The organism is Cupriavidus phytohabitans (genome assembly GCF_017815025.1).
Classification (GTDB): domain Bacteria; phylum Pseudomonadota; class Gammaproteobacteria; order Burkholderiales; family Burkholderiaceae; genus Cupriavidus.
This window is the reverse complement of the sequence record NZ_JAGIQB010000049.1, coordinates 1-15179: the sequence shown is the minus strand read 5'-3', so window position 1 is coordinate 15179 and position 15179 is coordinate 1. Positions and strand designations below refer to the sequence as shown.

Annotated in this window: 16 protein-coding genes; 9 read left to right on the top strand and 7 right to left on the bottom strand. The window is 66.3% G+C overall.

The features are described from left to right. Positions 1 to 2: 2 nt before the first annotated feature. From J8I34_RS26865 to J8I34_RS26840, 6 genes are all read right to left on the bottom strand, one after another. Positions 3 to 1106 carry a zinc-dependent alcohol dehydrogenase gene (locus J8I34_RS26865; protein WP_209807402.1) on the bottom strand — a complete coding sequence of 368 codons (1104 nt, stop codon included), beginning with the start codon at positions 1104 to 1106 and terminating at the stop codon, positions 3 to 5. Between the two features lies 1 nt (position 1107). Beyond that, positions 1108 to 1905, bottom strand: coding sequence for an amidohydrolase family protein (locus J8I34_RS26860; protein WP_209774559.1), 798 nt, complete (start codon positions 1903 to 1905; stop codon positions 1108 to 1110). Positions 1906 to 1912: 7 nt separating this feature from the next. Then, positions 1913 to 3166, bottom strand: a complete 1254-nt coding sequence (locus tag J8I34_RS26855; RefSeq protein WP_116331608.1) for a Rieske 2Fe-2S domain-containing protein — start codon at positions 3164 to 3166, stop codon at positions 1913 to 1915. Positions 3167 to 3227: 61 nt separating this feature from the next. Next, positions 3228 to 3536: a hypothetical protein gene (locus J8I34_RS26850; protein ID WP_209807401.1), complete on the bottom strand. Its 309-nt coding sequence runs from the start codon at positions 3534 to 3536 to the stop codon at positions 3228 to 3230. A gap of 23 nt (positions 3537 to 3559) precedes the next feature. Beyond that, positions 3560 to 4777 carry an acyl-CoA dehydrogenase family protein gene (locus tag J8I34_RS26845; RefSeq protein WP_209807400.1) on the bottom strand — a complete coding sequence of 406 codons (1218 nt, stop codon included), beginning with the start codon at positions 4775 to 4777 and terminating at the stop codon, positions 3560 to 3562. A 106-nt stretch (positions 4778 to 4883) separates the two neighbouring features. After that, on the bottom strand, positions 4884 to 6023 hold the full coding sequence (locus J8I34_RS26840; protein WP_245176153.1) for a WD40/YVTN/BNR-like repeat-containing protein: 1140 nt from the start codon (positions 6021 to 6023) through the stop codon (positions 4884 to 4886). A 279-nt stretch (positions 6024 to 6302) separates the two neighbouring features. Between J8I34_RS26840 and J8I34_RS26835 the strand changes: the two genes are divergently transcribed. The 9 genes from J8I34_RS26835 to J8I34_RS26795 all read left to right on the top strand — a co-directional run bounded on the left by J8I34_RS26835 (position 6303) and on the right by J8I34_RS26795 (position 13988). Then, the gene (locus J8I34_RS26835; protein ID WP_209807398.1) at positions 6303 to 7265 is read left to right on the top strand and encodes a PDR/VanB family oxidoreductase; all 963 of its coding nucleotides are present in this window, start codon (positions 6303 to 6305) and stop codon (positions 7263 to 7265) included. A 28-nt stretch (positions 7266 to 7293) separates the two neighbouring features. After that, positions 7294 to 8307, top strand: coding sequence for an amidohydrolase family protein (locus tag J8I34_RS26830; protein WP_209774550.1), 1014 nt, complete (start codon positions 7294 to 7296; stop codon positions 8305 to 8307). Positions 8308 to 8337: 30 nt separating this feature from the next. Further along, positions 8338 to 9354, top strand: coding sequence for a DODA-type extradiol aromatic ring-opening family dioxygenase (locus J8I34_RS26825; RefSeq protein ID WP_209807397.1), 1017 nt, complete (start codon positions 8338 to 8340; stop codon positions 9352 to 9354). Beyond that, positions 9351 to 10013: an RraA family protein gene (locus J8I34_RS26820; RefSeq protein ID WP_209807396.1), complete on the top strand. Its 663-nt coding sequence runs from the start codon at positions 9351 to 9353 to the stop codon at positions 10011 to 10013. Before J8I34_RS26825 ends, J8I34_RS26820 begins: the two co-directional genes overlap by 4 nt. A 3-nt stretch (positions 10014 to 10016) precedes the next feature. Further along, a complete protein-coding gene (locus J8I34_RS26815; RefSeq protein ID WP_209807395.1) occupies positions 10017 to 10694 on the top strand; it encodes an RraA family protein in 678 nt (225 codons plus the stop codon). Further along, positions 10691 to 11365 (top strand): 4-carboxy-4-hydroxy-2-oxoadipate aldolase/oxaloacetate decarboxylase, encoded by a 675-nt coding sequence (locus J8I34_RS26810; RefSeq protein WP_209807394.1) that lies wholly within the window; start codon positions 10691 to 10693, stop codon positions 11363 to 11365. Before J8I34_RS26815 ends, J8I34_RS26810 begins: the two co-directional genes overlap by 4 nt. A gap of 17 nt (positions 11366 to 11382) precedes the next feature. Next, positions 11383 to 12129, top strand: a complete 747-nt coding sequence (locus J8I34_RS26805; protein WP_209807393.1) for a dienelactone hydrolase family protein — start codon at positions 11383 to 11385, stop codon at positions 12127 to 12129. Positions 12130 to 12150: 21 nt separating this feature from the next. Next, on the top strand, positions 12151 to 12702 hold the full coding sequence (locus J8I34_RS26800) for a flavin reductase family protein (protein WP_209807392.1): 552 nt from the start codon (positions 12151 to 12153) through the stop codon (positions 12700 to 12702). 95 nt (positions 12703 to 12797) lie between these two features. Further along, a complete protein-coding gene (locus J8I34_RS26795) occupies positions 12798 to 13988 on the top strand; it encodes a porin (protein ID WP_209807391.1) in 1191 nt (396 codons plus the stop codon). A 34-nt stretch (positions 13989 to 14022) separates the two neighbouring features. On the opposite strand, the gene J8I34_RS26790 is transcribed toward J8I34_RS26795, so the two are convergent. Beyond that, positions 14023 to 14688: a GntR family transcriptional regulator gene (locus J8I34_RS26790; RefSeq protein WP_209774529.1), complete on the bottom strand. Its 666-nt coding sequence runs from the start codon at positions 14686 to 14688 to the stop codon at positions 14023 to 14025. Positions 14689 to 15179 lie beyond the last annotated feature (491 nt).

The window sequence follows — 15179 nt, the reverse complement described above, 5'->3', positions numbered from 1 at the left end:
GTTCACTTCCAAGGGTCCACCGTTACGTGGACGGCGCCCTCCACGCCACGACCGGCCGTGGCCAGGATCGCCTCGTGCGTCTGCGCCAACCCGAAGGTATGCGAGCACACTTCATCGAGCGGATAGCGGCCGGAACCGATGTAGCGCAGGGCGAGTTCCACCGCCGCGTAGCTGCGACCGCGCGGGGCACGCACCGTCAGGTAGCGCTTCTTGATCTCGCCGATCGGTACGCTCTGCGCCAGGCCGTTCAGGCTCAAGTACGCACCCTTGGCAGCCAGGCCAATGGCAAGCTGAGCCACCTCGCCAGTCGGGTCGCCGGTGGTATCCACCACCACGTCGACGCCGCGACCCTTCGTCAGGCGCATGACCTCGGCATGGAGATCCTGGTTCTGCACGTCGATGGCATGGTCCGCACCGAGGCGCAGCGACAGGTCGAGCCGGCTGCGGTCGCGTGTCATGCCGGCCAGGATCACCGTCAATGACCCTGCAGCCTTGGCCGCCAGCACGCAACCCAACCCCTGCTGTCCGGGACCAAATACGAGTACCGCCTTGCCGGGGCCTGCACCGCCGTCATTGGAAGCCCACTGCACGCCGTTGCCGAACGGCACCGCCAGCGTGGCGTGGACGGCGGGCATATCGGGCGGGATCACGTGCATGACCGTGTTCAGCGGCAGGTGCATGTACTGCGCATAGCCGCCCCATAGGTGCGGCGCGATGGTGCAGGTTGACATGCCGAAACGCAGGGTGTTGAGCCGGTCTTTCACATTGAAGAAGTCCACCTCCATGCACAGTCGGAAGTCGCCCTTCATGCACCATTCACAATGCCAGCACGGCAGGTATTCGTGCAGCGCCACGCGGTCGCCTGCTTTGACGCCCCACCGCTGCTGCGCGACGGGGCCAACCTCCACGAGCGTGCCGACGTTCTCGTGCCCCATGATGACGGGAGCGTGCTCGGGCTTGCGATAGAGCTCCGGGTCGCTGCCGCCCACGCCGCTCGCCTCGACCTTGAGGATGCCAGAGTCCGGCTGCACTCGTGGGTAGTCGAACTCCCTCAGCTCGGTGGTCTCGACACCGGTCTTGACTGCCGCCAGTACTTTCCTTGTCATGTCAAATTTCCTTCCAAAATATGCGGCGCGCGGTACCACCAAGAATGGCCTCGAGGACCACTGCCGGATGGTCGAGGAGGCATTCCCGCACTAGGCGCAGGGCATTGCCATAGCCTTCGCGGCTGCTCACCACGGGGAAATCGCTGCCCCACATCAAGCGCTGCGCGCCGAACGCGGCGATGGCTGCCTCCAGCAGCGCCGCTGCCGCACCGCCGAACGTGGGGCCATCCCGCAAAGCGCCGGGCGCGCGCGGCGCCAATTCGCCGAGACCGGGGACCTTGAGACACACGTTGTTGAAGCGGGCCAGCCGCAGCACGGTATAGCGCAACTCGCCGTCAGCCACCGTCTCCATGGGCTTGCTGGTGTCGCCCAGGTGCTCGAGTACGACCGTCAGGCGGGGCACCGCCTCCAGCAGCTTGGCAAAGGCCGGAGCGGTAAACGCTTCGGCATTGCCAACGCAACTGACCGGCAGGCCGCAAGCCTCCGCGGCCTTCCAGATCGCCAGCGGATCGTCGCCGGGCGAGCGGGCGCCGGGGCGCAGGCGCACGCCGGCGGCCCCTTCCTCCGCCAGCCTGGCCAGCAACTGCGGAGCCTCCGGCGCGGCCGAGTCGATCCAGACCACGCTGGCGAAGCGGCCCGGATGCGCGCGCACGCAGTCCGCCTGGTAGCGGTTGTCCACCTGCCCGATCATCTGCGTCAGCACCGCGCGCGCCACGCCGTGGCGCGTCATCTGGCCGAGCAACGTCTCCACCGGCTCGTACCAGACCGGCGAGACATGCGCGTGGCTGTCGATCAGCATCGTCGCGTCAGGCCGTCAGGGCCACGTCGGGATTGAGCGGGACTTCCTGCTTCCACGTGCGCTCGTTGCTGAAAATCACCGTGGCCGCGCGGATCTGCGGGAACGGAATTGGCGCGGTCAGCACGCTGGGCACCTCGGCGCGTTCGGCCAGCGCGCGGGCAGTACGGATCATCTGGCGGCGCCAAGCCACCACGGCCACGTCGGACGTGCCGAGGTGTTCCTTGGTACGGTCCAGGATGCGGCCCTGCGTTTCGCTGACGGCGTGGTCCTGCGTCAGGATGCCCTTGATGCCCGACATCGAACCCGTCTTCATCCACTCGCGGTCCTGCTGGTACCAGTTGTCGATATTGAGCTTCTTGCGGAAGTTCTCGTCGACCCAATGGCCCCCCTCCTCGATGCGATAGGCAACATCCACCGGTTGGGTGTCGTCGAAGAACCACTGGACGTGCCAGGTGGATTCGTCGTCGCGCGGCACGAAGGCGTTGGCCATGCGACGATTCTTGCGCACGCCGAAACCATCGGGCGGAATCAGCGTGAAGAACGGCAGCACCACCTCGGTCACGCGCGCGTGCAGCTTGCCTTCCTCGCGGAAGTTGCGCACGCCGGCATAGCGCAAACCGTACTTGGTGTACTCCACCTCGATTTTCGGCTGCAGATCGCGCTCATGGTCGTACTTGGCGGGCGCGCTCCACGGCTGCTCGCGATGCAGCACGCCGGCATGGGCCGAGTCGATGGTGCCTTCCACCGCCTGCGCGTAATTGCAGTCTTCCAGCACCTTGAAAGGCACGGCGTTGACGGCCGGGTATGATAACCACTCGAATTCCGGGAACTGCGGCTCCTCGGCGGCAGGGCCCATGTAGGTCCAGATCACGCCGCCCGCTTCGCGCGTCGGGTAAGCCTGCGCGCGAATCCGCGAGCAGAAGGCGGAGCCGGATGGCTCGGTCGGCGTGTCCAGGCAGGTGCCGTCGGTGGCGAACTTCCAGCCGTGGTAGAGGCAGCGCAGGCCGCCGTCGGAGTTGTCGCCCAGCGCCAGCGATGCGCGGCGGTGCGGGCATTGCTCGTCGAGCAGGCCCACCTTGCCGTCGGTATCGCGGAAGGCGACGAGGTCTTCGCCGAGCAACCGCACGCGCACCGGCTTGCCACCCGGTTCCGCAATCTCGGACGCCAGAAGCGCCGGGATCCAGAAGCGCCGGATCAGTTCGCCCATCGGGGTGCCGCGGCCAACCTGGGTCAGCACATTGTTATCTTCGCGAGTGAGCATAGGTCCTCCTATCCTTGAATCGGTGTATCGTCTTTGTGGGGAAAAACGGCGTGCGCCGGCTTCAGTCCAGAAGCGCGATGGCGCGGCCGAGTCGTTCACGGGCGGCAACGGTGTCTCCGTCGTTGCCAACCAGGTCGTGTGCTTCGATCACCAGCGAGCGCATCGCCTCGAGGCGCTGCAATTGCTGTGCGCTGCGCCCGTCGCGCGCAGCGTTGGCGACGTCGGCGTCGAGCAGGCGCCAGACTTCGTCCAGTTCGGATTCCCGGTAGATCATGTGTTCTACCTCGCGGGAAACCGCTATCCGCTCGCAGATCGACGACAGCGTGGCGGCCGAGTAGTCGTCGATGGAAGTCAGTTCGTCGGCATGCATGGGGCTCTCCACTCTGCGCGCCGTTACCGGCCCTTGGGGCCGAATTTCGAGGGCTGCAGGCCAATGACCGCACGTCCGTAGCCGGTCATGGCGCTGTCCCACGTAAAGGCGAAGTGCTGGGCGGCGGAATTTGCGTCGCGCCAGATTCGCTGCAACTCGGAACTGTTGTAGATGCCGGACCCGCCGGCGGCCTCGAACAGCGCGTTCACCGCATAGCGCGCCTTCTGCGCGGCATAGGCCCAGTCGCGCGGAATGCGTGCCCAATCAAGATCGCTGATCGAGCGCGGATCGTCCGCACTGTCCACGCGGCGCGCATCCTCGCGCACCACCGCCAGCGCCGCGTCAATCTCGGCCACCGCTTCCGCCACCCGTGCGAACGTGGCCGACTGCTCGGCTGCCTGCTCGCTGCTGAACGTGGCCAGGCGCGCCGCCAGCCCTTCCGAGAAGGACCGCACCGCCGCACGCGCCATGCCTAGTGGCGCGCCCACCAGCGAGAACGGCGTGACGTTCTGGAACGGCATCCGGTAGATCGGTGCGCGCACCGATCCGGTTTCATCGGCCATGCCCGACATCATGTCCTTCACCGATACCGAGCGATGCGCCGGAATGAAGGTTTCGGCAATGCGGATGGAACGGCTGCCGGTGCCGCGCATGCCGGCAGTGAACCAGTCGTCGACAATCTCGATGTCTTCGCGCGGCACCACGAAGAAGCGCGGTTCGGGCGGCTGGCCTTCGCGCTGCACCGCATTTCCGACAATGACCCATTGCACGTGGTCGATGCCGGAGCAGAAGCGGCCGTCGCCATTGACCAGCCGATAGCCGCCGTCCACTTCGGTGACGGTGCCGCCGAGCCGGAACACGGTGGCGGTCAGCACGCGGTCGGCGCTCATCACCTCGCGCTGCGCCTGCAACGGGAACAGGTTCAGCATCCAGCTATGGCCGGCCAGCACGCCGTAGACCCAGCCGGTCGAGCCGCACGCCGAGGCGATCTCGGCAGTCACGTCGACCAGCGTGGCGAAGCCCAGTTCCGAACCGCCAAACATGCGCGGCGTCACGACGCCGAACAGGCCCGCATCCATCAGGTCGCGGATGGTCTCCGCCGATACGATGCGCTCGCTTTCGGTGCGATCGGCGCGGGCGCGAATCTTGTCGTGCAGCGCACGCGCCGCGGCAATGGCAGCGTAATGGCTGGCCAGTACGGGCAGGCTGCCGGAAGAGGTTGCCAGGGGGGATGTGCTCACGTCTTGTCTCCTGTGTGAGGACGTACGCCTCCGCGCCGCGCGCCGGTGACGCCGCGGCGAGGCAAGGTTCGTCGTTTCTGAATGGTTCGGCCCGGGGGAGCGGCCGTCAGCTGCCGGTGCGCATGCGGTCCTCTACCTTCTCGCGCTCGTCGACTTGCAGGAACCAGCGGTAGTGGCCACCCTTCGAGATCGGGGGCAGGTCGTCGGCAATCGTGTACCAGTTCTCGCCACCGTCTTCGCTGGCGTAGGTTTCGCCGGTCGCGGTACCGGCCAGCAGCATCACCTGGTCGTCCCACTGATACAAGCCCATGCCCTCGATGTTGCCGATGACTTCTGCCGGCAGGCCGTTGCGGATTTCCTCCCACGTTGCGCCGCCGTCGCGGCTGCGCAGCACGGTGGCATCGGCGCTGCGCTTGGCGCCCCACTCGCGCGGGGCGTTGCCGGGCCCGCCAAGGTACAGCACGTTCTCGTCGCGCGGGTCGATGAACATGGCATCGGGATAGCCGATGCGGTCCCCGCGCGTCATCAGATGGGTCCAGGTCTCGCCGGCGTCAGCGCTGTAGTGCAGGCCTTCACCGCCACACATGAAAAGCTGTGCGGGGTTCGACGGGCGGATCAGAACGCGGTGGTTGTCGTGATAGAACTTGTCCTGCGCGGACTCATAGCTGCGAGGCTCGGTCCAGGTGGCACCGTCGTCCGTCGTCTTCAGCAACGCGCCCTGCTCGATGCACACGTACAGCGTGTGCGGTTGCGCCGGATGAAAGGCGACATTCTTGACATGCGCCACGTGCGGCGGCGGCGGGAACGTCCACTTGTCCTGGTCCGGCACGGACAGCATGGCCGAGACTTCCACCCAGTTCTCGCCGAGATCGTCGCTGCGATACAGGGCCGAGGGCTCGGTGCCGAGATATAGCACCACGCGGCCGTCGCGCTGCTGGGCCGCCAGCGTGTAGACGTGCTCGCTTTTCAGGCCGTTGCCGCGGGGCTCCCAGGTGACGCCGAGGTCGCGGCTGACCCACATGCCGCCCTTGCCGTGCGCGCCGGCAAACAGCAGCCCCGACTGCGGCTCAAACAGCAGCGCGCTCACGTGACGGTCTTCCAGCGCCGAGCGGGTCCGCTGCCAGGGCGCGCCCTGCCCTGTCCGCTCGAATACATGCATGCCACGCAAGGTGGCGACGAAGAGTTGGGTGGCCAGGCCGCTGCCTTGTGTGACCGTGCCGCCGTTGCAAGAAAGGACTGCGATCAATTTGTTCTCCATTTCCATGTGACGCGGACGGTGCTACTGCGCTGCACGATGCCGCCGCCGGTTTCCGCCAGTGATGTGCCTTCGGGCCGATGCCCGAGGAAGTCCGTGCATCAACATGCTTTGACTTTTTTCTTGTTAGTCGAAATAATATGCAAAAAAGAATTTCGCGTCAACGACGAAGCGAGCGACAACGGCCCAGCCCACCCGCCCGCTTCGGACGCCAGGCGCCGGCAGGCATACGCCTCGCCGCATCCCTGAACGTCGTCACTGGAGACACACATGAACGACCTGCCCCAGTCCACGGGCGCCCTCCTTGAGTTGCGCCTGGAGTCGATTCAATTCCTCGCCCGCGACACGCTGCTCTACGCCTTCGCTTCCCCGGCAGGTGCCGCGCTGCCGCCGTGCGAGCCCGGTTCCCATATCGGCTTGCACCTGCCCAATGGCCTAGTGCGCCAGTACTCGGTGCTCGAAGGTGGCCGCGAGCCGCGGCGCTACCAGGTAGGGGTGAAGCGCGACCCCAAAAGCCGCGGCGGCTCCAGCTTCATGCACGAGCAGTTGCGCCCCGGCGCGGTGATCCAGGTCGAGCCGCCGCGCAACAATTTCCCGCTGAATGAAGAGGCCGAGCATTCGGTGCTGGTCGGTGGCGGCATCGGCATCACGCCCATCCTGTGCATGGCAAGGCGCCTGAAGGCGCTGGGCCGCTCGATGACACTGGTGTACTCGTGCCGCGACCGGGTCGACGTCGCCTTCCTCGAGGAACTGCGCGGCTACCAAAACCTGCACCTGCACATCGACGCGGAAGCAGGCGGCGTGCTCGACATCGCCGAAGTCGTGAAGGCGCATCCGGCCAACACGCACTTCTATTGCTGCGGCCCGGGCCCGATGCTGGCGGCCTTCGAGGCAGCCACGGCCCACCTGCCTGCGGCGCAGGTCCACGTCGAGTATTTCACCGCGAAGCAGGAAGCCGCGCTGGACGGCGGCTACACGGTCGAACTGAAGCGCAGCGGCAAATCGCTGCAGGTACCCGGTGGCAAGACCATCCTGCAGGTGCTCAAGGATGCCGGCGTGGAAGTGGCGCACTCCTGCGAGGAAGGCGTGTGCGGCGCCTGCGAGACGCGCGTGCTGTCCGGCATTCCCGACCATCGCGACGCCATCCTCTCCGAACCGGAGAAGGCGGCCAACAACACCATGATGATCTGCTGCTCGGGCTGCAAGGGCGAGCGGCTGGTCCTCGATCTGTAAGTCATTTCATTCCAACCGGAGACATCCCATGATCATTGACTGCCACGGCCACGTCAGCCCGCCCGCCGAACTCTGGGTCTACAAGGCTCACATCCTGTCGCACCGCGGCGAGCACGGGCGCAGGATGCCCGAGGTGACGGACGAAGAGATCCTGCACTACGCCAACCGCAAGGAGATGGGTCCGGCCGGGCACATCGACCTGCTCGACCGCGCGGGCACCACCGTCCAGCTGCTGTCGCCGCGTCCGTTCCAGATGATGCACAGCACGAAGCCGGGCAAGCTGGTGCACTGGTTCACGGAAGAGACCAACAACATCATCGCCCGCACGGTGAAGCTGCTGCCCAAGCGCTTCATCGGCGTGGGTGGCCTGCCGCAGGTGGCGGGCGATCCCATCGAAGTGGTGCTGCCGGAACTGGAACGCTGCGTGAAGGAACTGGGCTTCCGCGGCGTGCTGCTCAATCCGGACCCATTCGAGAACAACGGGTCCGAAGCGCCGCCGCTGGGCGACCGCTACTGGTATCCGCTCTACGAGAAGCTGTGCGAGCTCGACATTCCCGCGCACATCCACGCCACCGGCTCGCACTCCGCGCGCTCGCCGTACACGGTCCACTTCATCAATGAAGAGACCATCGCGGTGTTCGGCCTGGTGAACTCCGACGTGTTCAAGGACTTCCCGTCGCTGAAGATCCTGGTGTCGCACGGCGGCGGCTCGATCCCCTACCAGATCGGCCGCTTCCAGTCCGGCGCCGCGCGCGCGGGCCGCGACTTCCTCGCCGGAATGCGCAATCTCTACTACGACACCGTGCTGTATTCGGAGGAATCGCTGCGCCTGCTGATCAAGACCGTCGGCGCGGACCGCTGCCTGTTCGGCGCCGAGTGCCCCGGCGTGGGCTCGCAGACCAATCCTGCCACCGGCCGCACCTTCGACGACATCAAGCCGTTCATCCAGGGCTTCGACTGGCTGTCGCCGGAAGAGAAGGACCAGATCTTCTTCGGCAACGCGCAGAAGCTGTTCAATCTCGACCTGGCGGCGTACCGCTAAGCGCGCGACGACACCCGGAGGAGACCGACCATGGCAGAAATCGTACTCGGCATGGGCACCTCGCATGGTCCCATGCTGGTCACGCCGCCGCACACATGGGGCTCGCGCCTGCCCGACGACCGCCGCAGCCTGCATCACTACCAGGGCCGGACGTGGACGTTCGACGAGCTGGTGCGGCATCGCGCGTCGGAAAACCTGGCCGCGCAGATCACGCCGGAAGTGTGGGAAGCCCGGCACGCCCGCTGCATGCAGGCCATCGAACGCATGTCGCAGGTGCTGGCCGAAGCCCGCCCCGATGTGGCAGTGATGGTCGGCAACGACCAGATGGAAATCTTCGACGACATGCTGGTGCCCGCTTTCAGCGTGATGTGGGGCGAAACCATCGTCAACAACATGATCAGCGACGAGAAGCTGTCGCGGCTGCCGCCAGGCGTAGCCCACGCCATGCCCGGCTACATGCCGCCGGAAGCAACCTATGCTGGCGTGCCGGCGCTGGGCCGCCACCTGATCGAATGCACGGTGGCCGACGGCTTTGACATCACAGCACTGAAACACCTTTCCGCGACAGAGACACCGCACGCCTTTGGCTTCGTGTTCCGGCAACTGATGAAGGACCAGGTGATTCCCACCGTGCCGGTGCTGATCAACACGTTCTATCCGCCCAACCAGCCGACCGCCGGCCGTTGCCATGCGTTCGGACGTTCGCTGGCGCGGGCCATCCGGTCGTGGGACAGCGACGCGCGCGTAGCCATCATCGCCTCGGGCGGCCTGACCCACTTCGTCATCGACGAGACCGTCGATCAGTTGATCCTCGACAGCATGCGTGCGCATGACTTCGCACCCGTGGAGGGGCTGGGCGAGGCGATCTTCCAGGCCGGTACCTCCGAGGTCAAGAACTGGATTCCCGTGGCCGGCGCGATGGACGAGCTCGGCTTCAGCATGGAAGTGATCGACTACGTGCCCTGCTATCGCAGCGAGGCCGGAACGGGCAATGCCATGGGCTTCGCCTGCTGGCGGCCCGACAACAACAAGGAACCCATCCAATGAGCACCCCTGAGGAATATGTGCGCCGCCTGCGCCGGCTGGATTGCTGCGCGGTGTCCGACACGCTCGACAAGCTCGGCCTGCCGGGCGTGGTAAGCGGTGTGCGGCAGGAAGCCGGTGACGGCCGCATCGCCGGTCGCGTGATTACCGTGAAGCTCGGCACGGGCGCGCCGCCACCGGGCGAGCCCCGTCACTTGGGCACCACCGCCATTGAGGCCGGTGGCGCGGACGACGTCATCGTCGTCGAGCAGCGCACCGGTGTCGAGGCGGGTAGCTGGGGCGGCCTGCTGTCGCTCGGCGCGAAGGTGAAGGGTATCGCAGGCGTGGTGGCCGATGGTCCCGTGCGCGACATCGACGAAGCGCGCGCGATGAGCTTTCCCGTCTTCGCCTCTTCCCTCACCGCGCGCACTGCGCGCGGCCGCGTTGTCGAGAAAGGCACCAACGTGCCGATCCGCGTGTGGGACGTGGACGTCGATGCGGGCGACTACGTTCTCGCCGACCGCAGCGCGGTCATCTTCATCGCCGCGGCGAACATCGACCGCGTGCTGGAAGCCGCGGAAGGCATCGTCGCCCGCGAAGCCCGCATGGCCAAGGCCGTTCTGGCCGGCACGCCGATGAGCCAGGTCATGGGCGGCAACTACGAATTCATGCTGAAGGATTAAGACATGTCAGAACAGATCGAAGACCGCAACGTCTCCCGCGCCGGCAGGCTCGACACCGCCACGCTCAGCGACGCGCTGGACCGTCTCGGCATCGTCGGCCAGTGCCGCGCCATCAAGCCGCGCGATGCCGGCTTCCGCATGGCCGGCCGCGCCTTCACCATCCTCTACGGCCCGGCCGCCAGCCCGCCGGGCACCGTCGGCGACTTTATCGACGATGTGCCGCCCGGTCACGTGATCGTGCTCGACAACGGTGGCCGCACCGATGCCACGGTCTGGGGCGACATCATGACGGAGATCGCCCATCGCCGCGGCATCGCCGGCACCGTGATCGACGGCATCAACCGCGATGTGCACCTGTGCCTGTCGCTTGGCTATCCGGTGTTCTCGCGCGACAACTGGATGCGCACCGGCAAGGACCGCGTGCAGGTGGAGGCCACCAATGTGCCGGTAAATATCGGCGACGTGCGCGTGGCCCCGGGCGACATCCTGCGTGGTGACGCAGACGGGCTGGTATCGATCCCGCGTGATCACGAGGAGCGCATCCTGGCGGCCGCCGAAGAGATCGAAGCCGCCGAGAACGCCATTCGCAAGGTAGTCGCCGGCGGCATGCGTCTGGACGAGGCCCGCGCCCAGTACCGCTACCACCAACTGCAGACGCGCGCCGAAGGAGCGAAAGCATGACCTTGCCCATCGACCGCATCGATCCGCGCGACACCACGCAACTGGATTTCGCGCGTACCGCTCCGCACATCGTCGACGCCGCCCGCGCCATCCCCACGGCCACGCTGCACGAGGCAGGCGGCAAGATCGGCGCCCTTCCGTCCGCGATCAAGCCGGTCGCACCGGGATTCAGGCTGTGCGGCCCCGCCGTCACAGTGCATGCACCGGGCGGCGACAACCTGTGGCTGCACCGCGCCATCTATGCCGCGCAACCAGGCGACGTGCTGGTGGTGTCGGTCAGCGACGCCTTCGAGCACGGCTACTGGGGCGAAGTCATGTCCACCGCCAGCCAGGTGCGCGGCCTTGCCGGTCTGGTCATCGACGGCTGCGTGCGCGACGGCGTGCTGCTGGAAGAGATCGGCTTTCCGGTGTTCGCCCGCGGCCTGTGCATTCGCGGCACCGGCAAGGACTTCGGTGCGCGCGGCTGGATCAATGCGCCGGCCGTGTTCGGCGACGTCACCGTCCATGCCGGCGACCTGATCGTCGGTGATGGCGACGGCGTGGTCTGCGTTCCGCGGGACCGCGCGGGCAAGGTGGTCGAGGCAGCGCTCGCGCGAGAGGCGAATGAGGCAGATCAGTGCCGGCGGCTCCGTGCGGGCGAGACCACGCTCGACATCTTCGGCTGGAACTGAGCGGAAAGAGGGGCGACATGAACCAACGTATCGACGAAGAAGCGACCATTTGCACGAGCTGGATCGACATCCCGGCTGCCGATGGCCGCGCGTACCAGGGCTATCTCGCGCTGCCGCCGGCGAAAACGGGCCCCGGCATTGTCCTCTTCCAGGAAATCTTCGGCGTGAACCGCCATATCCGGACCGTGGCCGAGCAGTACGCGCAACTGGGCTTTGTCGTGCTCGCGCCCGACGTGTTCTGGCGGCAGGCGCCACGCGAATCGTTCGGCTATGTGGGCGACGACGCCGCTCGCGCGCGCGACATGCTCATCCGCGCCGACATGGCAGAGATCGAGGCCGACCTGAAAGGCACCGTGCGCTCGCTGCGCGAGCGTCCCGAGGTCACGGGCGGCGTGGGGGCGCTCGGCTTCTGCATCGGTGGCCGCCTGGCCTATCTGGCCGCCGCTGCGGGACTGGTGGACACCGCCGCGTGCTACTACGGCGGCGGCATCCAGGACCAGTTGCAGAAGGCGGCCGCCGTGCGTTGCCCGATGCTGTTCCACTACGGCGAGACCGATCCCATGATCCCGCTCGCCGCGGTCGAGCGCGTCAGGACAGCCTTCGCCGACCGGGACACGGCGAAGTTCGTCGTCTATCCCGGCGCGAGCCACGGCTTCAACTGCTGGGAGCGTGCCAGCTATCAGCCGCTCGCCGCGATGCAGGCGCATGGTCGCACTGTGCTGCACTTTGCCCGCCATCTCGCTACCGCTAGTACGGTCGCATAGCCTCGGGACGGAGAACTCGCCATGAGCATCGACGCCAACCAGTTCAAGGCAGCGATGCGCTGCCTCGCCGGACACGTCTGCCTGATCACCACGCTGTCGGCGGACGGGTCGCGGGCGGGACTGACGGCCACGGCCGTCTGCTCGGTCTCGGCCGATCCGCCCACGCTGCTCGCCTGCGTCAACCGCAACAGCGCGTCGTTCCACGCGATCCAGGCGTCCGGCATCTTCGCGGTGAACGTGCTGGCGCTGGAAAGCCGTCGGCTGGCCGACCGCTTCGCCAGTCCCATGCCGGCGGAGGAGAAGTTCGCCGACGGCGTATGGGGACGCGCCGGCACTGGCGCGCCGGTACTCCGTGACGCGCTGGTCAGCTTCGATTGCCGAGTGGCCAGTGCCGTGGATGTCGGCACGCACGGCATCCTCTTCGGTGCCATCGACACCGCAACGCCGCGCGCCGACCGCGCGCGGCCGCTGCTGTATGCGCACGGCAGCTATGGCGAGTTTTCGTCGACCGACGCTGCCGCAGCGCGGGAACTGCTCTGGATTCCGACATGGGACCCGGAACCGGCTGGCTGAGGCGGACCATCGCAAGTCTGCCGGCCGACCGAAACCCACCTGCTGCACTGCATGGCAGGCACCACAACAATAAATTCGAACAACGGAGACACGCAATGGCTTTTCGCAAGAAAAAGCCGGCCATGGCACTTCGCCATCTGTCATTCGGCATTGCAATGACAGCCGCGACCACAGTGACACACGCGCAGGGCAGCGTCACCATCGGCGGTCTGCTGGACGAGAGTGCCGCCGTCTATCGCGACAACGGCGGCCATTCGAACGTCCGCATGCAGGATTCCGCCATCTACCCGTCGAAGTTCTACCTGCGCGGCATCGAGGACCTCGGCGGCGGCCTGCAGGCATCGTTCAGCCTGGACTCGATGATTTCCCTCAGCACCGGGGCGCTCGATCCGCAGTCGCGCGGCGCATTGTTCGAGAATTCGGCCTGGGTCGGCATGCGCAAGGTCGGGATCGGTGGCTTGCGCCTCGGGCAGCAGAACGACTTCGCGTTCGACTACTTCCTGATCGGCGCCATCGACCCCGCCACCGGCATCGCGGGCGGCATGCTCAACTTCCGCACCGGCAGTTTCGGCGCGGATCTGCTCGGTCTCGAGGGCCCTGCGCAGATCGGCGCCGGCCTTGCCGCTGGTGCGCCATACGCGCCCTACACCAATGCCGCTGGCGCGCCGGTGGGCATGTCGGCCATCAACTGGGACCGCGTGGGCGGCAAGCGAATGTCGAACGCCATCAAAGTGACGAGCGACGAGATCGATGGCTTTTCGGCCGGGCTGATGTACAGCTTCGGCCAAGTCGCGGGAGACTTCCGGAACGGGTCAGGCAAGAGCGCGGCGATCGGGTATCACCACGGAGAAACGCGCGCCGCCGTGGTCTATACCGAGCAGAACTACGGCGCGGTCAATGGCGGGCAGAGCGGCATCGCCAACTTCCTCGCCGGCGCCCGCACCAAGGTTTCGCGCTTCGATTTCTCGGGCATGTACAGCCAGGCGCGCAACACGTTCAGCGGAGCGAGGATCTACGCTCTAGCCGGCGGCATCGGCTACGAACTGACGCCGGACCTGATTCTCAGCGGCGCCTATACCTACGAGAACGGCAACGAGCAACTGAAGAACGTGATCATCCACCAGGGCGCGCTCCATTTGACGTACACCTTCTCCAAGCGGACCGCGGTCTATCTGGTGGGGGTCTACCAGCGCACCAACGGCGCCTATGCCGCGCAGATCGGCAACATCCTTGCCAGCGGGAAGATCCAGTCCGTGGCGGCAGTCGGCATGATGCACCGCTTCTGACGGCAGTACGCGGGGCGCTGGAGCGTGCCCCACTTCATACGCCGCGCGCCGCAAGGATCTGCATCAGCCCCTCGGCCACCATCTTGCGGCCTTCGGCGTAGGCATCCAGCAACATTTCCCGGTCCTTGGTACTCAACGCCTTCACGAGCTTCTGCTCGATGTTGGCGTTCAGGTGCTGGTCGCGCAGCGTGATATCGGCGGCCAGCGCACGGTAGCGGTCGGTCAGCCGCATCAGCCGCAGCGCCTCGCGCTTGAGCACCTTGTTCGGCGACAGCTCGAACACCGCATCGTGGAACGCGCGATGGTGCTCGATCCATTCCGAGCGGTTACCGGTCGAGAGCAGTTCGTCGAGTTCGGTCAGCATCGTCTTGAACTGCTTGAGTTGCGCGGGCGTGGGCCACTCGATAGTGGAAAGCAGTTCCGCTTCCAGCAGTTGCCGCATCAGGTAAAGCTGGCGTGCCTCGTCGGTCGACAACGGCGCGACGAAGAAGCCCCGGTTTGGATCGTGCTCGATGATGCTTTCGGCCGCCAGCAACTTCAGCGCTTCGCGCACGGGGACGCGGCTGATGCCGAAGCGGTCGGCCAGGTCGGATTGCCGTAGCTGCAGCCCGGGCGGCAACTGTCCGCGGTTAATTAACTTGCGGATTTCCTGGGCGATCTGGGCGGGAATGTCGATGCCTTGTAGTTCTGCGGTGGACACGGTATGACTGGGTCAGAAGGAGATATGCAATATTGAATGCAATCATACCTCGAATCGGCCCTTCCGAGGCGGGATCCGCGCTTCCGTACGGGACGCGCGGTCGCGCCCTCCAGCATCGCTAGCCCGCTCCAGCGGGCCGACCGCAGATAAGCATGCTGCCTTCACCTGGCGACCACCATGTTAATCGGCTTGCAATCCGGAGGCGTCCATGGTTCACAGCCCCCGGGGTCATTAGCCCGCAGTCCGGGGAAACACGGCCGCCGGTGCGCCGGTCACTGGGCGCGAGAAGCCCCTATCGTGCGTGTCGACACCTGATTCTCAAGGAAGGGTTCGGCATGGCGACTGGCTGCCTGCGGGCACGCGGCCGGAATGGGCGGCGCAGGCCGAGGTGCTGGCCCGCTCCCGACGCTGAGTCTAGGCCGAACTTTGAGCTGGCGGCGCGCATAATGCTTTGATTTCTCACGGTTATGTGCGCGCGAGCGAGTCGATTA